The following is a 21,785-nucleotide window of genomic DNA, read 5'->3' as shown; positions in this document are numbered from 1 at the left end:
TCCCCCGGGCGCGGGTGCGCCCGGGGCTCTTCTGGTCACGCCGCCGCCGTGAGGCCCGCGGGAGTCTCGGCGAAGGGGACGAAGCCCGGCAGGCCCTCGACCCGGCGCAGGAAGGCCTCGACCCGCGGGTAGCCCGACAGGTCCACGTTCCCCTCCGGGGCGCGGGCGAGGTAGCTGTAGACCGCCACGTCCGCGATGGTCGGCCGCTCGGCCGCGAGCCAGTCCCGCCCGTCGAGATGTGCCTCGATCCGTCCCAGGAGCGTGTGCGCCCGGCCGATCACCTCCTCCGGAGAGAACTTGGCGCCGAAGACCGTGATCAGCCGCGCGGCCGCCGGGCCGTAGGCGAGCTCGCCCGCCGCGACCGAGAGCCAGCGCTGGACCGCCGCCGCGGCGCGCGGATCCTCGGGCAGCCAGTCGGACCGGCCGAGCCGCTTCGCCACGTAGACGAGGATGGCGTTGGAATCGGAGACGATCACGCCGTCGTCGTCGAGCACCGGCACCTGACCGAACGGGTTCAGGGCGAGGAAGGCCGGCGTCTTGTGCGCGCCCGCCTTCAAGTCGACCTCGATCAGCTCGTGCGGGGCGTCGACCAGGGACAGGAACAGGCGCGCCCGGTGCGCGTGGCCCGAGAGGGGATGGTGGTAGAGCTTCATGGTGGATCTCCGTCGGGGGCCGGGATCGCCCCGGGCCGTATGAGGAGAATGCCGTCGCTTCCGGGCGAGCAGAATGCGCGTTCTGCGCAGTTCATCATTCCTGAGATTGGAATAATCGCGCCCGCCGATGGTGCCGACCTCGATCCTGCTCCCGCATCGGCCGGCCTCCGCCTCGCCTCCGCAGCTGCACCGCGGATCTCGGCGCCGGTGAGGGGCGCTCGCGCGGACGCCGGCCAGCGAGCCGGGAAGCAACCATCGAGACTCCGGTTCTGAAAAGACTGCGCGGCACTTGACACAAGGGCCATAACCGAGGAGCCTAGTTTTCAGGCGCGGGGCAAAGCTGCCCAGTTTCGCGCCAATACGTCACCATCTTTCTCGGCGATGCCGCCCGCAGTGCTCACGCACTGGCGGGCTTTTTGCGTTCTGAAGGACTGCATGGGCCTCAGCCATCACCGCGTCGGCATCCTCTTCTCCGCGGACGGACCTTACGGTCTCGTCGGGCGGGCGATGCTGAACGGCGCATTGCTGGCCGTCGCGGAGGTGAACACGCGCGGCGACTGCGTCCTCGAGCCGGTGATCTGCGATCCGCAGGGCGCCCTCGCGGGCTACGTCGCCGGGGCCGAGCGGCTCCTCGGCGGGGGGATCCGCCACGTCGTCGGCTGCTACACCTCGTCGAGCCGCAAGGAGATCATCCCGATCTTCGAGAAGCGGGACGCCCTGCTCTGGTATCCGTCGCATTACGAGGGCTTCGAGACCTCGGCGAACGTGGTCTACACCGGCGCTGCGCCGAATCAGCACATCGTCCCGCTGGTCCGGCACCTGCTGGCCCGGGGCGGCCGCACGGCCTTCTGCGTCGGCTCCAACTACATCTGGGCGTGGGAGAACAACCGGATCCTGCGCGAGACGCTGGCGATCGCCGGCGGCGCGGTCGCGGGCGAGCGCTACCTGGCGGTGGGCGAGACCGCCTTCGATCAGGTGATCGCGGCGATCCTGGCCGCGAGGCCGGACTTCGTGTTCAACACGCTGATCGGCATCTCGGCGTACCGGTTCTTCCGCGACTTCCGGAGCGCCTGCGCGGCGCACGGCATCGACCAGGCGCGGACCATACCGGTGGCGAGCTGCAGCCTCGCCGAGCCGGAACTGGAGGCGATCGGGCCGGAGGCGGTCGACGGCCACCTGTCCTCCAGCGTCTACTTCACGTCGATCGACACGTCCCGCAACCGCGCCTTCCTGGCGGCCTACGCGACGCGCTTCCCCGACGGGCCGACCCCCTCGGCGGATGCCGAGGCCTCGTACATCGCGGTGCATCTCCTGGCGCGGGCGCTGGTGCGGGCCGGGACCGAGGACGCCGCGTCGGTGCGCCGGGCGGCCTGCGCGGAGGGGTTCGACGCGCCCCAGGGGCCGGTGTGCCTCGACGAGACGACGCTCCACGCCTGCCTGACGCCCCGGATCGGGCTCTCGACGGCGGCGGCCCGCTTCACCATCGTGGCGGAGGCCGCGGAGCCGGTCGCGCCGGACCCCTACCTCGTGCGCAGCGATCCGCGCGTCGTGCCGGTGAGCCGGCGCCCGCGCCTGCGGGCGGTGCCATGACGACGCCCCGGCTGATCCAGAACTTCAGCGGCGCGCAGGCCCTGCTGATCGCGCCGCCGAGCACCGCCACGGACGTCCTGGCGAGCACCCTGATGAAGCTCGGGCTCACCGTGGCCTCGGTCGTGCCGGCCGGCGAGGCGCCGTGGCTCGATCTCGACAGCCTCGATCCCGAGCACCACATCGTCGTCGTCGACGGCGACCTGCCGCTGCCGGGCCTCGCGGCGAGCGCCGTCCCGGACCTGCCGCCGGTCCCGGTGGTCGGGCTCGTGGGCGTCGAGGCGCCGAGCCGCCTCAAGGGGCTGCTCCAGCTCGGCGCCACCGGCCTGCTGCGCAAGCCGATCCACGGCGCCTCTGTCTACGCGGCCCTGTTCCTCGCGGTGAACGAACACAACCGGCGCCGCCTGCTCGAGGAGCGCATAGCGCGCCACGAGGAGCGGCGGCGCGGCCGGCGCCACGTCGTCAAGGCGATCCTGCGGCTGATGCAGGAGCACGGCCTCGACGACGACGCGGCCTACGAGGCCCTGCGCCGCGACGCCATGCGCGCCCGTCAGCCCCTCGAAGCCTACTGCGAGGCGCTGGTGCGCGCCCGTCCGTCGGTCACGGCGCCTGCCGCCGCGCCGCGGCTCGCCCGATCCTGAGTTTCCGTCGCCACCCCGAAGACGAGGACGCCCTGATGCCGAGAACGCCCCGCGGATCCCGACTGCCCGCCCTCGCGGCCGCCCTGCTCGCGGGCGCTTCCCTGGCCGCCCCCGCGGCCCGCGCCGCGGACCCGATCAAGCTCGGCGTCCTAGAGGACCAGTCCGGCGATTTCGCGGTCGCCACCATCGGCAAGGTCCACGGCATCCAGCTCGCCGCGGACGAGATCAACGCCGCGGGCGGCATCGCCGGGCGCAAGCTGGAGCTCGTGATCTACGACACGCAGTCCGACAACACGCGCTACCAGGAATTCATGCGCCGCGTGCTCCAGCGCGACAAGGTCAACGCCGTCTTCGCGGGCTTCTCCAGCGCGTCCCGCGAGGCCTACCGGCCGATCGTCGACCAGCTGGACGGCTTCGCCTTCTACAACAATCAGTACGAGGGCGGCGTCTGCGACGGCCACATGGTCGTCACGGGCGCGGTGCCGGAGCAGCAATTCTCGACGCTGATTCCGTGGATGATGGAGAAGTTCGGCAAGCGGGTCTACACGATCGCGGCCGACTACAACTTCGGTCAGATCTCGGCCGAGTGGGTGCGCAACATCGTCAAGGAGAACGGCGGCGAGATGGTCGGGGAGGAGTTCATCCCCCTCGGCGTGTCGCAGTTCTCGCAGACGATCCAGAACATCCAGAAGGCCAAGCCCGACATCCTGATGACGCTGCTCGTCGGCACCGCGCAGGCCTCCTACTACGAGCAGGCGGCGGCCGCGAACCTGAAGGTGCCGATGGGCTCCTCGGTCAACATCGGCCAGGGCTACGAGCACAAGCGCTTCCAGCCTCCGAGCCTCGCCAACATGTACGTGACCACCAACTACATCGAGGAGGTCGACAGCCCGTCGAGCAAGGCCTTCCTCGCCAAGTGGAAGGCGAAGTTCCCGAACGAGCCGTACGTGAACCAGGAGGCCGAGAACTCCTACCTCGCGGTCTACCTCTACAAGCAGATGGTCGAGCGGGCGAACGGATCGACCAAGCGGGCTGACCTGCGCAAGGTCATCGCGGCGGGCGACGTCTGCGTGGACGCGCCGGAGGGCAAGGTCTGCATCGACCCGAAGAGCCAGCACGCGTCGCACACGATCTACCTCGCGAAGGTCGACGAGAAGCACGCGATCTCCTTCCCGAAGACCTGGGACAACATCCAGCCCTACTGGCTCGGGAAGGCCGGCTGCGACCTGACGCAGAAGGATCCGATGGCGCAGTACACGCCGAGCAACCCGCCGAAGCCCTGACCTGCCGGGACGGAAATCCGCGCGCCGCGGCCCCGGGCCGGAGACGACGCGACCTTGCCGGGGCCGAGGCCCCGGCCCACAGCCATCACGATCGGGCCTCCGGATGGATCTGCTGACCCACGCCTTCACGTTCCTCTACCAGATCGGCGACGCGTTCTCGTTCCTGGTCCTCTCCGCCTGCGGCCTCGCGGTGGTGTTCGGCATGATGGGCGTGATCAACCTCGCGCACGGCGAGCTGATCATGTGCGGCGCCTACGTCACGGCGGCGACCACGCGGGCCGGGCTGCCGCTGCCGCTGGGCATCCTGGCGGGCGCGCTCGCGGCCGGGGCCGTCGGCATGGTGATGGAGCGCCTCGTCATCCGCCACCTCTACGGGCGGCCCCTCGACACGATCGTGGCGACCTGGGGCATCAGCCTCGCGGCGACGCAGGGCACGCTGATCCTGCTCGGCTCGAGCATGCCGGGGATCGGCACGCCGCTCGGCAGCTTCACGGTCGGCGGCTACTCCTACTCGACCTACCGCGTGGTGCTGATGGTCGCCGCCGTCGCGGTGCTGGCCGGGCTCTACATCGCCTTCAACGCCACCCGCTTCGGGACGCTCGCCCGCGCCACCATCCAGGTGCCGCACATGGCCGAGGCCCTCGGGGTCGACACCCGGACGGTCTACGCCCTGACCTTCGGCCTCGGCGCGGCGCTGGCGGGCCTCGCGGGCGGGCTCTACGCGCCGACCATGACGATCGTGCCGACCATGGGGACGACCTTCATCATGGAGGCGTTCGTCACCGTGGTGGTCGGGGGCGCCGACATCTTCCTCGGGACGGCACCGGCGGCCCTGGTGCTCGGCACGGTGCGGGCGCTGCTCACCACCTGGCAGGGCCAGCTGTTCGGGCAGATCGGGCTCCTCGTCGCGGTCATCCTGGTGATCCGGGTGCTGCCGCGGGGCATCTCGGGCCTGATCCTGCGCGAGCGGGCGTGAGGCCATGGCGATGACGCTGCTCCGCCGCCTCGAAGGCCCGCAGACCCTGGGACGCGGGCCCGCCTTCTGGACCGTCTTCGCGGTCGCGGTCGCGGCGGCCGTCGCCTACCCGTGGTTCGCCGACGGCTACACGGTCGGCAACACCGCCTACTTCTTCTGCTGGGTGTTCATGGCCCTCGGCCTGTGCCTGATCTGGGGCTACGGCGGCGCGCTCAGCTTCGGCCAGACCGCCTTCTTCGGCCTCTCCGGCTACGCCTACGGCGTGCTCACGCTGAACGTCGGCGCCGCCTACGGCTTCACCCTGGCGGCGCTGGTTCTGGCGGTGGCGCTCTCGGCCGTGATGGCGGCGCTCCTCGGCTACTTCCTGTTCTTCGGCCGGATCGGCGGGGTCTTCCTCGGCATCATCACCCTGTCGGTGACGCTCGCCCTGGAGCGCTTCATGGCGCAGACCGCCGGCCCGGAATGGAAGATCGGGGCGGCACGCCTCAACGGCTACAACGGCATGAGCGGCATGCCGCCCCTCACCGTGCCGTGGTTCGACGGCGACCTCGTGCTGTTCCCCGACGTGGCGCTCTACTACGGGCTGCTGGCTCTCCTGATCGTCGTCTACCTCGCGCTGCGCATCCTGGTGAACGCGCGGTTCGGCAACGTGCTGGTGGCGATCCGCGAGAACCCGGAACGGGCCGAGATGCTGGGCTACGACGTGCGGCGCTACCAGCTCGCCGCCTTCGTGATCGGCTCGGGCCTCGCGGGGCTGAGCGGCACGCTCTACACCGCCTGGGGCCAGTACATCACGCCCTCCAGCATGGGTCTCACCGCCGCCGCGCTGCCGGTGATCTGGGTCGCGGTCGGCGGCCGCGGCGACCTGACGGCGACGCTCATCGGCACGCTCCTGGTGCTCGGCGGCTTCCAGGCGCTCACGATCTACGGCAGCCAGTATGCCCTCGTGGTGATGGGCCTGCTCCTCGTCGCGGTGGTGCTGGCGGCGCCCGACGGCCTCGTCGTGGCGGCCCTGCGCGGCCTCGGCCGCCTGCGTCGCCGGGAGGCGGGCCGATGACGCCGCTCCTCGAGACCCGCAACCTCAGCAAGCGTTTCGGCGGGCTGCACGTCACCAACGACGTGAACTTCGCCCTCGCGGCGGGGGAGATCCACTGCCTGATCGGACCGAACGGCGCCGGCAAGAGCACCTTCTTCCGCCTGCTGCTGGGCGAGTACACGCCGGAGCGGGGACAGATCCTCTACGCCGGCGAGGACATCACCGCGCTCAAGCCCTTCGCGCGGATCCGGCGGGGCATGAGCGTCAAGTTTCAGGTGCCGGGCATCTTCCCGAGCCTGTCGGTCGCACACAACCTGGAGATCGCCCTGCAGCACCACCTGGAGGGCGCCTCGCTCGGGGCGGAGATCCGGCGGCTGCTCGCCTTCCTCAACCTTACCGCGGCGGCCTCCGACCGGGCCGGCGCCCTCAGCCACGGGCAGAAGCAGTGGCTGGAGATCGGCATGGCGATCAGCCTCAAGCCGCGCCTGCTCCTCCTCGACGAGCCCACAGCCGGGATGTCGCCGGACGAGACCTTCGCCACCGGCGAGATGGTGCAGGCGCTCAACCGCGACGGCGTCGCTGTGCTGGCCATCGAGCACGACATGGCCTTCGTCCGGCAGATCGCCCAGCGGGTGACCGTGCTCCATGTCGGGCGAATCTTCGCCCAGGGCACCACCGAGGCGATCATCGCGGACGAGCGGGTCGCCGCGATCTACCTCGGGGAGGCGGACGCGCCGCCGCTGCGGAGCGTCGCCGATGCCTGAGCCGCTCCTCACGACGACCGGCCTCCGCGCCGGCTACGGCGGCAAGCCCGTGCTGCAGGGCGTCGACCTCGCGGTCCAGCCCGGCGAGATCGTGGCGGTGATCGGCCGCAACGGCGTCGGCAAGTCGACGCTGATGCGCAGCCTCGTCGGGCTGCTGCCCGCCTCCGCGGGCGGCATCGCGTTCCGGGGCGCGGCCGTGGAGGGGCTCGCCGCCCACCGCCGCGCCCGCCTCGGCATCGGTTACGTGCCCCAGGGCCGCGACGTGTTTCCGCGCATGAGCGTCGCCGACAACCTGACGGTCGGCGCCTCCCTGCTGCCGAAGGGCGAGCGGCCGGATTACGAGCGCGCCTTCGGGCCGTTCCCGATCCTGCGCGAGCGGCGCGGGCAGCGGGCCGGGACGCTCTCGGGCGGCCAGCAGCAGCAGCTCGCCATCGGCCGCGTCCTCGTCGGCGGACCCGCGCTGATCCTGCTCGACGAGCCCTCCGAGGGCATCCAGCCCTCGGTGGTGCAGCAGATCGGCCGCACCCTGGTCGATCTCAACCGCCGCACCGGGGTGACGATCGTGTTCGTGGAGCAGAACCTCGACCTGATCCGCGCCATGGCCCAGCGCAGCTACGTCATGGACAAGGGCCGGATCGTCGCCGAGCTGACGGCCCGGGACCTCGACGACCGCGACCTCGTGCGGCGCCACCTCGCGGTCTGACACCAGCGTCTGACAACCAAGGGAGAGACGACCATGCAGTGGCTCGATCAGTCCATCATGGCCCGCAGGGGCGTCGCCGCCGGCAAGCCCGGCCGGGAGCACACGATCACCGAGGCCGAGCAGGGCCGCTACCACTACGTCTACGGGCCCTTCGCGGAGCCGGTGCTGACCGTCGATCCCGGCGCCGTCGTCACCGTCGAGACCCACGACGCCTTCGAGGGCAAGATCCGCCACGAGACCGACAGCCCGACGCAGATTCTGAACTTTCCCTACCTCAACCCGCAGAACGGGCCGATCTACGTGAACGGCGCGGAGAAGGGCGACTGCCTCGCGGTGGCGATCCGCTCGATCCGGCCGCGCGGCCCGCAGCCCTGCGGCACGACGCTGATCATGCCGGAATTCGGCGGCCTCGTCGCCACCGGCGACACAGCGCTCCTCAACCCGTCCCTCCCCGAGCGGGTGCGCAAGCTCGAGGTCACAGCCGAGACCGGCGTGCGCTGGAGCGACCGGATCACGCTGCCCTACCAGCCGTTCATCGGCACGATCGGCACCTCGCCGGAGATCGAGGCGATCTCGTCGCTGCAGCCGGACTATTACGGCGGCAACATGGACCTGCCGGACGTGGGCGTCGGCGCGGTGATCTACCTGCCGGTGAATACCGCGGGCGCGCTCCTCTATCTCGGCGACTGCCACGCCGCGCAGGGCGACGGCGAGCTCTGCGGCGTCGCGGTGGAGCACCCCACCCACACGACGGTGCAGATCGACCTGATCAAGGGCTGGACCTTCCGCTGGCCGCGGCTCGAGACCGCCGACTTCTACATGACGATCGGCTCGGCCCGGCCGATGGAGGACGCCGCGCGCATCGCCTACCGGGAGCTGGTTCGCTGGCTCGCGGCCGATTTCGGGTTCGACGAGATCGACGCCTACATGCTGCTCACCCAGTGCGGGCGCGTCCGGCTCGGCAACATGGTCGATCCGAAATACACGCTCGGCGCCTCGATCACGAAGGCGATCGCCCACGCCTGATCGGCGACGGAGGAGGACGGCATGGATCTCGGGCTGAGAGGCCGCCGCGCGCTGGTGACCGGCGGCACCAAGGGGATCGGCGCGGCGATCGTCGACCTGCTGGCCGACGAGGGGGCCGCGGTCGCCCTCTGCGCCCGCAACGCCGCGGAGGTCGCCGCCAAGGTGGCGGCCCTGCGTGCCAGGGGCGTGGCGGCAACCGGGCGCGCCGTCGACGTCGCCGATTCCGCGGCCCTGCGCGGCTGGGTCGCGGAGGCCGCGGAGGAGCTCGGCGGCCTCGACATCGTGGTGCCGAACGTCAGCGCCCTCGCGGTCGGCGGCGACGAGGCGGCGTGGCGGAGCGGCTTCGCCGTGGACATGATGGGCACCGTCTCGGCGGTCGAGGCGGCGATGCCGTACCTCGAGCGCTCCGAGGCGGGCGCGATCGTCGTCATCTCCAGCGTCTCCGGGCGCGAGATCGACTTCGCGGCCGGTCCCTACGGCGCCTTCAAGGCCGCGCTGATCCACTACGCGCAGGGCCTCGCCTTCCAGCTCGCGCCCCGGAACATCCGCGCCAACTCGGTCGCGCCCGGCAACACCTACTTCGCGGGCGGCGTCTGGCACCAGATCGAGACCGGCAACCCGGCGCTGTTCGCCGAGGCGCTCCGGCTGAACCCGACCGGCCGGATGGCGCGGCCCGAGGAGGTGGCGCGCGCGGCCGTCTTCCTGGCGAGCCCGGCCGCCAGCTTCATCACCGGAACCAACCTCGTGGTCGACGGCAGCCTGACCCGCGGCGTGCAGTTCTGACGCCGATCGGCCTCGCCCCGCGCCGGGACACCTGGGGCTTCCGAAGCACACCCGGCGCGTTCAGCACGGTCGTTCAGCGACGAAGTCCGGAGATCGCGAGGACTCACCACACTTGCGACGCATTTCGGCCGCTCTCAACCCGGTAAAGACAAGCTTGCCACGCGCGCTGGCACGCGGCACTCTCGAGCTTGGCCGTTCGCGCGGCGGTGGCACGCCGCGCGGTCGCGCCAGGCTGCAGGACAGGGAAGTCCAGGGCGATGATGACGGACGATCGCGAGGCCGGCGGGCTCGACGGGCGCGGGCGCCTCGGATGCGGGGCGGGCGTTCTCAACCGCCGGTCGTTCCTGGCCGGCTCGGCCCTCGGGATCGGCGCGCTCTCGCTCGGCGGGTGCGGGACGACCGACACCCTGCTCATGGCCGAGGCGGCGAAGACCTACGGTCCGATGCCGAACGAGAAGTTCCCGATCCCGGCGGTCGACATCAGCAAGGTCAACCCGAAATACTATCGGCGGACCGTCCAGTACGCCTCGTCGGAGGCGCCCGGCACGATCGTGGTCGATCCCGCCAACTATTACGTCTACCGCATCGAGGGCGACGGCACCGCCACGCGCTACGGGGCCAATGTCGGCCGCCAGGGATTCCTGTGGAACGGGAACGCCTATGTCGGCCGCAAGTCCGAGTGGGCGACCTGGACCCCGCCCAAGGAGATGATCCGGCGCCAGCCCGAGGCCGCGAAATACGCCCGCGGCATGCCGGGCGGCCTCGACAACCCGCTCGGCGCCCGCACGCTGCACCTGTACCAGAACGGCGCCTACACGCTCTACACGATCTACGCCAGCAGCGACGCCGAATCGATCGGCACGGGCATCACCAGCGGCTGCGTCGGCCTGCTCAGCCAGGACATGATCCACCTCTACGCGCGCACGCCGGTGAAGACCAAGGTGGTCGTGCTGCCGGCCTGAGGGCGGGCAGCGCCCGCGCCGTCCCCGCTTCCCGGCGGCCCCGACATCCTGCAGGATCGGGATCCCTGAGACCCGACAGCGCGCCGGGAGCGCCCGCATGGCCTACGCGACGACGATCGAAGGCACACGCTTCACCTTCCCCGACCTGCGCAGCCTGCTCGCCAAGGCGACGCCGGAGCGCTCGGGCGACCAGCTCGCCGGGCTCTGCGCGGAAGGTCCGGTCGAGCGCCTGGCCGCGCAGATCGCCCTCGCCGACCTGCCGCTCAAGACCTTCCTGGCCGAGGAGCTGATCCCCTCGGACGAGGACGAGGTCTCGGACCTGATCGCCCGCCGGCACGACGCCGCGGCCTTCGCGCCGGTCTCGTCGCTGACGGTCGGCGCCTTCCGCGAGTGGCTGCTCGCGCCCGCCGCCGACGCGCGGGCGCTCGCCGCCCTGTCGCCCGGCCTCACGCCCGAGATGGTCGCGGCAGTGTCGAAGATCTGCCGCCTGCAGGACCTCGTCGCGGTGGCCGCCAAGCGGCCGGTGGTGACGCGCTTCCGCTCGACCATCGGCCTGCCCGGGCGCCTCGCCACCCGCAACCAGCCCAACCACCCGACCGACTCGTCCGAGGGCATCCTGATCTCGGCCCTCGACGGCCTGCTGATGGGCTCGGGCGACGCGGTGATCGGCGTGAACCCGGCGACCGATTCCCTGCCGGACTACATCCGCATCGTCGAGCTGCTGGAGACCCTGCGGCTGCGCCTCGACGTGCCGACCCAGCACTGCTGCCTCGGCCACGTCACGGTGGCGATCGAGGCCATGGCCCGGGGTGCGCCGGTCGACCTCGTGTTCCAGTCGGTGGCCGGCTCGCAGAAAGCCAATGCCGGCTTCGGGGTCGACCTCGCCGTCCTGCGCGAGGCCTCCCAGGCGGCGCGCGCGCTCGGCCGCTGCCCGGAGGGCGGGCAGTTCATGTACTTCGAGACCGGCCAGGGCTCGGCCCTCTCGGCGGACGCTCACTGGGGCGTCGACCAGCAGACGATGGAGGCGCGGGCCTACGCGGTGGCGCGGGAGTTCGACCCGCTGCTCGTCAACACGGTCGTGGGCTTCATCGGTCCCGAGTACCTGTACAGCGGCAAGCAGATCATCCGCGCCGGACTGGAGGACCACTTCTGCGGCAAGCTTCTCGGCCTGCCGATGGGCGTGGACGTCTGCTACACCAACCACGCCGACGCCGACGGCGAGGACATGGACGCGCTCCTGACTCTGCTGTGCGCGGCCGGGGTCAACTTCGTCATCACCGTGCCGGGGGCGGACGACGTGATGCTGAACTACCAGTCGCTCTCCCACCACGACGCGGTCTTCGCCCGCGAGACCCTGGGACGCCCTCCGGCGCCGGAATTCGAGGCGTGGCTGCGAGCCGTGCGCATCACGGACGCGCAGGGTCGGCTGGCCAGCGCGGCGGGCGTGCTGCCCCAGGCCCTCGCCGAGGCGTCCCGGCTCCTGCCCGGGAGGGCGGCGTGAGCGACCCGGCCGAGCCGGCGCGCCCGGGCCCCCCGACGCTGCGCGACCTGTGCGGGCTGACCCAGGCGCGCATCGCGCTGGGCGCGCACGGGGCCGGCCTCCCGACCGGCGCGGCGCTCGCCTTCGGCCTCGACCATGCCCGCGCCCGCGAGGCGGTGTGGACGCCCCTCGACGCGGCGGCGATCCGCGAGGCGCTGCGGGTCGAGGGCCTGGACTCGGTGGAGGTCCGCTCCGCCGTGGCCGACCGGACGGAGTACCTGCGCCGGCCGGACAAGGGCCGCAGCCTCGATCCAGGGGCCGCGTCCGCGCTCAACGGGCACGGGCCGGGCTTCGATGTCGCCGTCGTGATCGCGGACGGCCTGTCGGCCACGGCGGTCGCGCTGAACGCGGTCCCGGCCGCCGCGGCGCTGGCGGCGCGGGTGCGGCGGGCCGGCTGGAGCTTGGCGCCCGTGGTCGTCGCGCTCCAGGGCCGCGTGGCGATCGGCGACCCGATCGGGGCGCGGCTCGGGGCGCGCTGCGTCGTGGTGCTGATCGGCGAGCGTCCGGGCCTGTCGGCCTCGGACAGCCTGGGCTGCTACGTCACGTTCGGCCCGGAGCCGGGCCTGCCCAACGCGCGGCGCAACTGCATCTCGAACATCCGGGAGGGCGGCCTGGCGGTCGAGGCGGCCGCCGGGCAGATGGAGGCTCTGCTGCGGGCGATGCTGGCCCAGGGCACCAGCGGCGTCGCGCTGCGCCGGGGCGATCCCGCCGACCCGCCGGCTCTTCCGGACGCGCGCGACTAGACCGCTCGGACTGCCCGGGTGGACGTCACGCTCGCTCCGCGGACGGGCTGCAGCCGAACCGGGACCGGTAGCAGCGTGCGAAATGGGCCGCGCTCGAGAAGCCGCAGGCTGTGGCGATCTCTCCGATCCGGAGCGGGCTCTGGCGCAGCAGGCGCCGTCCGTGGGCGAGGCGGATCGCCCGGTACTGGGCCGAGAAGCTCAGCCCGAGCTTCTCGAGGAACAGCCGGTCGAGGTGGCGCGGGCTGATCGCCGCGAGGCGCGCCATCGCGAGGCGGCCGAGCGGCGCCTCCACGGTCTTCTCCATGGTCTCCAGTACCGCCAGCAGGGCCGGATGGTGGACCCCGTAGCGCTCGACCGCGGAGGCCCGCTGCGGGTCGTCGGCGGCGCCGATGGCGGTGTGGAGGAACCAGTCGGAGACGCGGCGGGCGAAAGCCTCGCCCATGCGCTCGGCGATCAGGGCGTGGGCCATCTCCAGGGGCGCGACCCCGCCGCCGCAGGTCAGGCGATCGCCGTCGGCGACGTAGCGCGCCCGGCTCAGGCGTGCCTCCGGGAAGGTCTCGACCGTGGCGCCTGCATATTCCCAGTGGAGCGTGAACGCGCGATCGGCCAGTAGGCCCGCCGCGGCCATCAGGTAGGGACCGCCCGAGATGCCGCCGATGCGGACGCCGAGCCGGGCCATCCGCCGCAGGGTCGCGTGGATCTCGGGCCTGTCCCACCCGTTCGGCTCGCCGCCGGCGCAGACGAACAGGGTGTGGAGCTGGCCGCGCAGGCGCGGCAGCGCCTCGGTGGGGATCTCTGCGCCCGACGAGGCGGCGACCCGGCCCTCTGCCTCGCCGAAATAGCGCAGCCGGTAGAGCGGCCGCCCGGCGAGCTCGTTGGCCGCGCGGAACGGCTCGCAGCCCGAGGCGAAGGACAGCAGCGCGAAGCCGGGCACGAGGATGAAGCCGATCTCCTGCGGTCGGTCCCCGGTCTCCGCGTCCATGTCGCCCGCGCCCTCCGCTCCCTGACGGCTCAAACGTGCAAGAAGTCGTCCGTTTCGGTCAAACGTCTCGTCCGGCATCCATCATTCTGCGGGTCGTCTTCCTGTGCCGCGCGAGACCGCCCCCGGATGCCTCGACCTGCCGATCTTCCTCCGTTCCGCGCTGCGGCGGTGTCCAGTCCCGGCAGCGAGCGGGAGTGCCGGCCGTGAGTCGCCGCTACGATGTCGCTGTCCTGGGCCTCGGCGCGATGGGCAGCGCCGCGCTCTACCAGCTGGCGAAACGGGGCGCCTCGGTGATCGGGCTCGACCGCTTCGCGCCGCCCCACGCCCTCGGGTCCAGCCACGGCGAGACGCGGATCACCCGCCAGGCGGTCGGCGAGGGCGCCGACTACGTCCCCTTCGTCACCGCCTCGCACCGCATCTGGCGCGAGCTGGAGGCCGAGACCGGCGAGACTTTGCTGAACGCCTGCGGGGCGCTCGTCATGGCCCCGGGCCACGGCGTCTCCTCGCATCACGGCAAGCCGGACTTCGTCGGACGCTCCATCAGCGCCGCTGAGGGCGCCGGCATCGTCCACGAGGTGCTCGACGGCGCGGAGGTGGCCCGCCGGTTCCCGCAATTCCTCAACCTCGCGGGCGACGAGAAGGCCTATTACGAGCCGGGCGGCGGCTACGTGTTCCCGGAGCGCTGCCTCGCGGCGCAGCTCGGCCGCGCGGGTGCCGCGGGTGCCGAGATCCGCACGAACTGCGCGGTGGTCGGGCTTCAGCAGGACGGGAGCGGCGTCCGCGTCGACACGGCGGAGGGGACCATCCTGGCCGACCGCGCCGTCGTGGCCGCGGGCGCCTGGACGGCCCCGCTGCTGCGGAGCCCGTTCGACCGACTGCTGACCGTCCGCCGGCAGCTCCTGCACTGGTACGCGCTCGCGGACGAGACCGCCTACGGGCCGCACTCGCCGGTCTTCATCTGGATGTACGGGACGAGCGACACCGAATACCTCTACGGCTTCCCGCCGCTCGACGGCTCCATCAAGGTCGCGACGGAGCAGTACGACACCACCACCACCGCCGACGGGGTGGCGCGTCGCGTCGATCCGTCCGAATCCGACGAGATGTACCGGCTGCGCGTCGCGAACCGGCTGGCCGGCGCGACTCCGGAGCTCGTCCAGGCCGCGGCCTGCGTCTACACGGTCACCCCCGACCGCGGCTTCATCATCGACCGGCATCCCGAGATGGAGCGCGTGCGGGTGGTGTCCGCCTGCTCGGGGCACGGGTTCAAGCACTCGGCCGGCATCGGCGAGGCCGTCGCGGCTGAGCTGGCCGGGACCGGCAGCACCGTCGATCTCGCGCCCTTCGCCCTGGCACGTTTCAGTTGATGCGCCGGCTAATGGCTCGTGGATTGCTTGAAACCGTGCCAAGATCAGTCGACCCGAGCAGGAAAGACCCGATGCGTCTCACGATCCGCACCCTTCTGACCACCGGTGCGCTGTCCGCCCTCGCGGCATTGTCGACCGTCGCGCTGCCCGGGCGGGCCGCGGCCGCCGACGGCGTCGACGCGATCAAGAAGCGCGGGACGCTGATCGTCGGCGTGAAGGCGGATTACAAGCCGTTCGGCTTCCGCGACCCGAGCGGGACGATCATCGGCCTGGAGCCCGACCTCGCCGCCGACCTCGCCAAGCGGCTGGGCGTGAAGCTCGAGCTCGTGCCCGTCGTCTCGGCAAACCGGATCGAGTTCCTGCAGCAGGGCAAGGTCGATCTGCTGATCGCCACCCTGTCGGACAAGCCGGAGCGCCGCCGCGTCGTGCAGGCGATCGACCCGAACTACTATTCCGACTTCGTGAACGTCCTGCTGCCCAAGTCGTCCGGCATCACCGACTGGGCGCAGCTCAAGGGCAAGCCGCTCTGCGCCACCTCGGGCGCCTGGTACAACAAGGACGTCGCGCGGACCTACGGAGCGGAGATCGTCGCCTTCGACGGGTCCGAGAAGCCGCTCTTCGCGCTCAAGCAGGGCAACTGCATCGGCTACGTCTACGACCAGAGCATGCTGCAGGGTAAGCTGCTCGACGACGACTGGAAGGCCAACTACGCGCTGCCGCTCAAGGGCATCCTCGACGCCCCGTGGATGATGGCGGTGGCGCAGGGCAACACCACGCTCCAGGCCGCCGTCGAGGACGCCACCAAGGACTGGATGAAGACCGGCTTCATCGTCAACGAGGAGAAGAAGTGGGGCATCGAGCCGACCGCTTACTCGAAGGCGATGCACGAGAAGTACAAGAACGCGACCAACTGATGCGCGCCTGCACGACGGCCTTGAGCGTTCGCCCGCGATGATCGCCACGATCCAGGCGTGGTTCCAGCAGCTCTACGAGACCACGGGCTTCAACTTCACGGTCTTCTACGATCCCTACGACTGGGACCGGTACGTGGCCGGCCTGCGGATGACGCTGCTCCTCGGGATCAGCACCATCCTGGCCAGCCTCGTCATCGGCGCCGTGGGCGCGCTCCTGCAGAGCGGGCCGTCGCGCGTCCTGCGGGCGCTGGTCAACGGCTTCGTGGTGGTGTTCCGCAACACGCCGCCGCTCGTGCAGATCTTCTTCTTCTACTTCGGCCTCGGGACGCTGCTCCCGGACATCCGCTCGGCCGACGGCCTGCGGGCGCCGATCCTCAACAATGTCCAGTGGGCGATCATCTCGCTGTCGCTGTTCGCGGGCGCGTTCAACGTCGAGATCTTCCGCTCGGGCATCGAGGCCGTGCCGCGGACCACGGTCGAGGCCGCCGAGGCCCTGGGCTACACCCGCTTCAAGGCCTACCGGTACGTCGTCCTGCCGCTGGCCCTGCGCGTCTGCCTGCCGGCCCTGAACAACAACCTGATCAACCTCCTGAAGACCACGACACTGGCCTACGCCATCGCGGTCCCGGAGACCCTGTACGCGGTCAAGCAGATCTGGTCCGAGTCGCAGAACGTGCTGGAGATGATGCTGGTGCTGCTGGCGACCTACGCGGTCCTCGTCGGCGTGCTCGTCTGGATCATGCACCGCTGGGAGCGCGCCCTGCGCATCCCGGGATACGGCCGATGAAAGCGGCCGATCCGCGGGGCGGGCGGCCGAATGCCCTGCCGGTCCTCCTGCCCTTCGCGCTCCCGGAGGACCGCGCGGCGGCGCGCCTGCGCCCGGCCCATCTCTGGCTGCTCGCCGCGCTCGCCCTCGTCGCCGTCCCGGCCTGGGCGCAGGGCGGGACCGCCGCGCTGTCGCCGCTGGAGGTCGTGATCAAGTGGGCGCCCCTCCTGCTCACGGGCTTCGCCTTCAACGTCGCGATCTCGCTGATGGCGATGGCGATCGGGACCGTGGCGGGCATCGGGCTCGGGCTGGCCATGCTGGCGGAGGGGCGGATCCTGCCCCGCCTCGCGTGGTGCGCCACGCAGGTCTTCCGCAACGTGCCCTGGCTGGTGCTGCTGTTCTTCGTGATGTTCCTGGTGCCGTTCCAGATCACCGTGTTCGGCGTCCGCGTGCCGCTGCCCGACTGGGTGAAGGCGACCTTCGGCTTCAGCCTGCCGGTCATGGCCAACGTCGCCGAGATCGTCCGCGGCGCGGTGCGCTCGGTGCCGAACACCCAGTGGGAGGCCGCCGAGTCGCTGGCCTTCACCCGGCGGCAGACGCTATGGCGCATCATCCTGCCCCAATGCGCGAAGCGCATGCTGCCGCCCTGGATGAACGTCTACTCGCTCATCGCGATGGCGACCGTGCAGGCCTCCATCGTCGGCGTCACCGAGATGCTGACGCTGACCGCGCAGGTGCACGCCGCCGAGGGCGGCCGCCCCGAGCTGTTCGCGCCGCTCTACGGCTTCGCGCTCTTGTGCTTCTTCCTCTACTGCTACCCGATCGACCGGTTCACCGCCGCCCTGGAACGCCGCTTCGAGACCCGCTGAGACCATGACGCGCGCGACCCTGGCCGCCACCCCGTCCCCGACCTGGACCCCCGATCAGCCGATCGTCCGCATCGCCGGCGTGCACAAGTCCTTCGGGACCTTCGAGGTGCTGAAGGGGATCAGCTTCGACGTGCGCAAGGGCGAGGTGGTCTGTATCATCGGCCCATCGGGCTCGGGCAAGTCGACGCTGATCCGCTGCGTCAACGCGCTGGTGCCGGTCAGCGCGGGCTCGATCGAGGTCGAGGGGATCGACGTCACCGATCCCCGGCTCGACAAGCTGGCGCTGCGCCGCAAGGTCGGCATGGTGTTCCAGCAGTACAACCTGTTCCCGCACAAGACCGCGCTTCAGAACGTGATGATGGCCCCCATCCACGTCCTCGGGCAGGACAGGCGCGAGGTCGAGGCCCGGGCGCGGGCGCTGCTCGCCAAGGTGCGGCTCGCCGGCAAGGAGAACGCCTATCCGGGCGAGCTGTCCGGCGGCCAGCAGCAGCGCGTGGCCATCGCCCGCTCGCTGGCGATGCGGCCGGACGTGATGCTGTTCGACGAGGTCACCGCCGCTCTCGATCCGGAGACGGTCAAGGAGGTGCTGGTGACGATCCGGGAGCTCGCCGAGGAGGGCATGACCTGCATGCTCGTCACGCACGAGATGAACTTCGCCCGCGACGTCGCCGACCATATCTACTTCACCGACCGCGGCGTGATCGTCGAGCACGGGCCGCCCGCGACCTTCTTCGCTTCCGCACGGGACGAGCGCACGCGCCGGTTCCTGTCGCAGGTGCTCTGAGCTCGCCGGGTCGACCCCGGGGTCCGGACCGCGTCAGCGCGGCCCGGCCTCCCGCGCCACGATGTGGTCGGCGATCGCCCCCGCGGTGGTGAGCCAGATGTCGGCGCGCCGGTCGACGATGTGCCGGAGCGCCCGCCGCAGGGGCCGCAGCCGGTGCGGCCGCCCGACGATGTAGGGATGGAGCGCGATGCCCATGACCAGGGGTGCGGTCCGGGACTGCTCCAGCATCTCGTCGAAGGCGTCGACGAGCGCGTCAGCGAACTGGCGGCCCGTCTCCTTGCGGGCGACGATGGCGGGGATGTCGTTGAGTTCCTGCGGGTAGGGCACCGTCAGGATCCGGCCGCCGCCGCGGGTTTTGAACCAGGTCGGCTGGTCGTCGTGGTCCCAGTCGAGCAGGTAGCGGTAGCCGGCCTCGGCTAGCAGGTCGGGCGTCACCCGCGACTGCGAGATCCACGGCCCGAGCCAGCCGGCCGGGGGGCGGCCCTCCCGCGCGGCGATCACCTGCGTCGTCTCGGCGATCAGCGCCCGCTCGGCGGCCTCGTCGAGGATGCCCTGCCGCTCGGCGTTGGTGCGTCCGTGGCCGACGATCTCGTCGCCCCGCGCCCGGAACGCCTCGATCAGCCCGGGGCAGTCCCGGTACAGGTTGCTGTTGACGAGCACGCTCGCGGGCATCGCCAGTTCGTCCAGCATCGCGGCGATCCGCCAGGCGCCGACCCGGTTGCCCCAGTCGCGCCACGCGTAGTTGAGCACGTCCGGCTGCGGGCCGCCCGGGGCCAGCTCGGCGCCGAGGCCCTCGCCGAACGCGAAGGTCTCGAGGTTCAGCCCCACATAGACGGCCAGCCGCTTGCCCTCCGGCCAGTCGTAGACCGGCCTGTCGGGAAGGGCGCTGTAGCCGTAGCGGCCGTGTCCCGCATTCGTGTCCATCGTGGCCCCCCTTACGCCGCACCGAGATAGGCCGCTTCCAGCCCCTTGTCCGCCGACAGCTCCGCGGCGGTTCCGCGCGCGACGACCCGGCCCTGCTCCAGCACGTAGCCGCGGTCAGCGACCGTGAGGGCCAGCGCCGCCATCTGGTCGACGATCAGGATGGTGACGCCCTCGTCGCGCAGCTCGGCCACGGTGGCGTAGAGGGCGTTGATCATCGCCGGGGCGAGGCCCAGCGACGGCTCGTCGAGGAGAAGGATGCGCGGATGCGCCATCAACCCGCGGGCGATGGCCAGCATCTGCTGCTCGCCGCCGGAGAGCAGGCCGGCCCGGCTCCCCGCCCGGTCGCGCAGCCGCGGGAACCGGTCGAGCAGGCGCTCCACCTCGGCCGGGTCGATCGGCGTCCCGCGCCCGAAGGCGCCGAGGCGGATGTTCTCGACGACGGTGAGCTCCGGGAAGACCTGTCGGCCCTCCGGCACCAGGACGAGCCCGCTGCGGGCGATCCGGTGCGCCGGCAGCGCGTCGACGCGCCGGTCGTCGAACACGACCGATCCCGCGACCGGGCGCAGGAGCCCCGCCAGCGCCCGCATGGCCGTGGACTTGCCGGCGCCGTTCGCGCCCAAAAGGGCGACGGTCTCGCCGGGCCGCACGTCGAGATGGACCCCATCGAGGACCGGCGCGGCGCCGTAGCCGGCCGTCAGGTCGAGGACCGAGAGGACGGCGTCCGCCGGCCCCTGCCACGGCGCGCCCCGCGGGCGGGCCGGGGTGTCGGCGCCGCCGAGATAGGCGCGCAGCACCGCCGGGTCGCGCCGGATCTCGGCGGGCGTGCCCCGCGCGATCGGGCGTCCGGCATCCATGACCAGGATGTGGTCGGAGATGCCCATCACCAGCGGCATGTCGTGCTCGACCAGCACCACCGCGACGCCGCTGTCGGCGATCCGGCGGATCAGCCGGGCCAGCCGGTCGGTGTCGGCCCGCGACAGGCCGGCGGCGGGCTCGTCGAGGAGCAGCACCGCGGGGCCGCCGGCGAGCGCCCGGGCGATCTCCACGAGCCGCCGGTCGACATGGGGCAGCTCGGCGGCCGGGCGGTCGAGGGCGCCCCGGTAGCCGACGAAGGCGAGGAGCGACGCGGCCGTCCGGCGGTCCCCCGCGCTGGCGCGGCGCCAGAGCCGGCCCGGTGCGAATCCGAGGGCGACGTTGTCGACCACGGTCAGCGAGCCGAACAGCCGCGTGGTCTGGTAGGTGCGCGCGATGCCGGCGCGGGCGACGACATGCGCCGGCCGCCCGGCGAGATCGCGTTCGCCGAGCCGGATCGCCCCGGCGCTCGGGCGGTAGAAGCCCGAGACCATGTTGAGCACGGTCGTCTTGCCGGCCCCGTTCGGGCCGATCACGCTGGTGACCGCGCCGGGCCGGGCGGTGAGGTCGACGCCCTCCGCCGCCGTGATGCCGCCGAAGCGGATGCCGATCCCCTCGAGGACGAGGGCCTCGCGCGCCGCCGTGCCGGGCAGCGGCGCCGCCCCGATCTCCTCGGCGGCTCCGTCGGCGCGGCCTCGGGGCAGCAGGCGGGCGAGGCTGCCGACCAGCCCCGACGGCACCAGCCAGAGCACTGCCAGGGTCGCGATCCCGAAGAACAGCAGGCGGTACTCCGCGAGGCCGGACAGCGCCTCCGGCAGCAGCACGGTGACGAGGGCCCCGAGGAGCGGGCCGAGCACCGTGCCGGCGCCGCCGACGATCACCGACAGGACGAACAGGATCGACTGCGAGAACGGGAACGAGCTCGGTGCGATGAACAGCATCAGCGGCGGCAGGACGGCCCCCGCGAGGCCGGTCAGGGCGGCAGAGATCGCGAAGGCCAGGGTCTTCACCCGGACCGGATCGAAGCCCAGAGCCGCGGCCGCGACGTCGGCGTCGCGCACGGCGCGCATCGCGCGCCCGAGGCGGCTGCGGGCGAGGAGGTCGAACCCGGCGAGGCTCGCGCCGGCGGCGAGCACCGCCAGCACCGCCAGCCCGGCCGCACTCACCGGCTCGCCGAGGAGCGTCGGCGGGGCGGTGACGACGAGGCCGTTCTGGCCGCCGGTCAGCTCCCCGCCCTCGATCAGCCCGTGCTCGACGATGAAGCCGAAGGCGATCGTCAGCATGGCGAGGTAGGGGCCCTTCACCCGCATCGCCGGCACCGCCACAAGGCCGCCGACGAGCGCCGCGATCAGGGCCGCCGCCGGGAGCGCCAGCCAGAAGCTGACGCCGTGGAGCGTCAGGATCGCGCTGGCGTAGGCGCCGATCGCGTAGAAGCCGGCCTGGCCGAAGGAGATCAGCCCGGTCAGGCCGAGGAGCACGTTGAGGCCGACCCCCGCCACCGTGGTCAGCGCCACCAGGGCGATCACGAAGTGGCTGTAGCCGGCAGTCAGCGCGACAAGGCCGAGCGCGGCGGCGGTGAGGCCGGCAATGCCGAGCCGCATCGCCGGGGCCGAGCGCAGACGGTGCATCG

21 protein-coding genes are annotated in these 21,785 nt (G+C 71.9%); 17 read left to right on the top strand and 4 right to left on the bottom strand.

Annotation, left to right across the window (positions count from 1 at the left end):
* Window positions 1-35: 35 nt before the first annotated feature.
* Window positions 36-653, bottom strand: a complete 618-nt coding sequence (locus tag ME121_RS03055) for a glutathione S-transferase family protein (protein ID WP_058607523.1) — start codon at window positions 651-653, stop codon at window positions 36-38.
* 435 nt (window positions 654-1,088) lie between these two features.
* Here ME121_RS03055 and ME121_RS03050 point away from each other — a divergent pair, with 435 nt between their 5' ends.
* From ME121_RS03050 to eutC, 12 genes are all read left to right on the top strand, one after another.
* Entirely contained in the window at window positions 1,089-2,243 is a 1,155-nt protein-coding gene (locus tag ME121_RS03050) for a transporter substrate-binding domain-containing protein (RefSeq protein ID WP_041372354.1), read from the top strand.
* Window positions 2,240-2,881: an ANTAR domain-containing response regulator gene (locus ME121_RS03045; RefSeq protein ID WP_029358975.1), complete on the top strand. Its 642-nt coding sequence runs from the start codon at window positions 2,240-2,242 to the stop codon at window positions 2,879-2,881. Before ME121_RS03050 ends, ME121_RS03045 begins: the two co-directional genes overlap by 4 nt.
* Before the next feature lie 35 nt (window positions 2,882-2,916).
* On the top strand, window positions 2,917-4,164 hold the full coding sequence (locus ME121_RS03040) for an urea ABC transporter substrate-binding protein (RefSeq protein ID WP_012320264.1): 1,248 nt from the start codon (window positions 2,917-2,919) through the stop codon (window positions 4,162-4,164).
* Between the two features lie 103 nt (window positions 4,165-4,267).
* Window positions 4,268-5,140, top strand: coding sequence for an ABC transporter permease subunit (locus ME121_RS03035; RefSeq protein ID WP_012320263.1), 873 nt, complete (start codon window positions 4,268-4,270; stop codon window positions 5,138-5,140).
* A gap of 10 nt (window positions 5,141-5,150) precedes the next feature.
* The gene (locus ME121_RS03030) at window positions 5,151-6,197 is read left to right on the top strand and encodes a branched-chain amino acid ABC transporter permease (RefSeq protein ID WP_012320262.1); all 1,047 of its coding nucleotides are present in this window, start codon (window positions 5,151-5,153) and stop codon (window positions 6,195-6,197) included.
* The gene (locus ME121_RS03025) at window positions 6,194-6,940 is read left to right on the top strand and encodes an ABC transporter ATP-binding protein (RefSeq protein ID WP_059408335.1); all 747 of its coding nucleotides are present in this window, start codon (window positions 6,194-6,196) and stop codon (window positions 6,938-6,940) included. The genes ME121_RS03030 and ME121_RS03025 overlap by 4 nt, the downstream gene beginning before the upstream one ends.
* Entirely contained in the window at window positions 6,933-7,643 is a 711-nt protein-coding gene (locus ME121_RS03020) for an ABC transporter ATP-binding protein (RefSeq protein ID WP_059408334.1), read from the top strand. The genes ME121_RS03025 and ME121_RS03020 overlap by 8 nt, the downstream gene beginning before the upstream one ends.
* Window positions 7,644-7,676: 33 nt before the next feature.
* Window positions 7,677-8,669 carry an acetamidase/formamidase family protein gene (locus tag ME121_RS03015; protein ID WP_059408333.1) on the top strand — a complete coding sequence of 331 codons (993 nt, stop codon included), beginning with the start codon at window positions 7,677-7,679 and terminating at the stop codon, window positions 8,667-8,669.
* Between the two features lie 21 nt (window positions 8,670-8,690).
* Window positions 8,691-9,452 (top strand): SDR family NAD(P)-dependent oxidoreductase, encoded by a 762-nt coding sequence (locus ME121_RS03010; protein WP_043074112.1) that lies wholly within the window; start codon window positions 8,691-8,693, stop codon window positions 9,450-9,452.
* Between the two features lie 257 nt (window positions 9,453-9,709).
* Window positions 9,710-10,414, top strand: a complete 705-nt coding sequence (locus ME121_RS03005) for a L,D-transpeptidase (RefSeq protein WP_059408332.1) — start codon at window positions 9,710-9,712, stop codon at window positions 10,412-10,414.
* A gap of 97 nt (window positions 10,415-10,511) precedes the next feature.
* A complete protein-coding gene (locus tag ME121_RS03000; protein WP_024829379.1) occupies window positions 10,512-11,915 on the top strand; it encodes an ethanolamine ammonia-lyase subunit EutB in 1,404 nt (467 codons plus the stop codon).
* A complete protein-coding gene (eutC, locus tag ME121_RS02995; RefSeq protein ID WP_059408331.1) occupies window positions 11,912-12,697 on the top strand; it encodes an ethanolamine ammonia-lyase subunit EutC in 786 nt (261 codons plus the stop codon). The genes ME121_RS03000 and eutC overlap by 4 nt, the downstream gene beginning before the upstream one ends.
* A gap of 25 nt (window positions 12,698-12,722) precedes the next feature.
* Here the strand turns inward: eutC and ME121_RS02990 are convergent, their stop codons facing one another.
* Window positions 12,723-13,679 carry a GlxA family transcriptional regulator gene (locus ME121_RS02990; protein ID WP_059408330.1) on the bottom strand — a complete coding sequence of 319 codons (957 nt, stop codon included), beginning with the start codon at window positions 13,677-13,679 and terminating at the stop codon, window positions 12,723-12,725.
* Between the two features lie 194 nt (window positions 13,680-13,873).
* On the opposite strand from ME121_RS02990, the gene solA reads away from it, so the two are divergent.
* The 5 genes from solA (at window position 13,874) to ME121_RS02965 (ending at window position 18,379) form a co-directional block, all read left to right on the top strand.
* Window positions 13,874-15,046, top strand: coding sequence for an N-methyl-L-tryptophan oxidase (gene solA, locus ME121_RS02985; protein WP_408902655.1), 1,173 nt, complete (start codon window positions 13,874-13,876; stop codon window positions 15,044-15,046).
* A 71-nt stretch (window positions 15,047-15,117) separates the two neighbouring features.
* Window positions 15,118-15,960 carry a transporter substrate-binding domain-containing protein gene (locus ME121_RS02980; protein WP_012320252.1) on the top strand — a complete coding sequence of 281 codons (843 nt, stop codon included), beginning with the start codon at window positions 15,118-15,120 and terminating at the stop codon, window positions 15,958-15,960.
* Between the two features lie 37 nt (window positions 15,961-15,997).
* Window positions 15,998-16,747: an amino acid ABC transporter permease gene (locus ME121_RS02975; RefSeq protein ID WP_012320251.1), complete on the top strand. Its 750-nt coding sequence runs from the start codon at window positions 15,998-16,000 to the stop codon at window positions 16,745-16,747.
* On the top strand, window positions 16,744-17,595 hold the full coding sequence (locus ME121_RS02970) for an amino acid ABC transporter permease (protein WP_059408329.1): 852 nt from the start codon (window positions 16,744-16,746) through the stop codon (window positions 17,593-17,595). Before ME121_RS02975 ends, ME121_RS02970 begins: the two co-directional genes overlap by 4 nt.
* A gap of 4 nt (window positions 17,596-17,599) precedes the next feature.
* On the top strand, window positions 17,600-18,379 hold the full coding sequence (locus ME121_RS02965) for an amino acid ABC transporter ATP-binding protein (protein WP_012320249.1): 780 nt from the start codon (window positions 17,600-17,602) through the stop codon (window positions 18,377-18,379).
* 33 nt (window positions 18,380-18,412) lie between these two features.
* Here the strand turns inward: ME121_RS02965 and ME121_RS02960 are convergent, their stop codons facing one another.
* Together ME121_RS02960 and ME121_RS02955 are read right to left on the bottom strand one after the other, a co-directional pair.
* Complete coding sequence (locus ME121_RS02960) at window positions 18,413-19,303, bottom strand: polysaccharide deacetylase family protein (RefSeq protein WP_043074110.1); 891 nt, start codon at window positions 19,301-19,303, stop codon at window positions 18,413-18,415.
* An 11-nt stretch (window positions 19,304-19,314) separates the two neighbouring features.
* Complete coding sequence (locus tag ME121_RS02955; RefSeq protein WP_059408328.1) at window positions 19,315-21,783, bottom strand: branched-chain amino acid ABC transporter ATP-binding protein/permease; 2,469 nt, start codon at window positions 21,781-21,783, stop codon at window positions 19,315-19,317.
* Between the last annotated feature and the right edge of the window lie 2 nt (window positions 21,784-21,785).

Origin of the sequence: Methylobacterium sp. ME121, from assembly GCF_000974725.1 — a bacterium.
Taxonomy (GTDB): Bacteria; Pseudomonadota; Alphaproteobacteria; order Rhizobiales; family Beijerinckiaceae; genus Methylobacterium; species Methylobacterium radiotolerans.
Note: the sequence above shows the minus strand (reverse complement) of the source record. Positions and strands in the feature narration are given on the sequence as shown.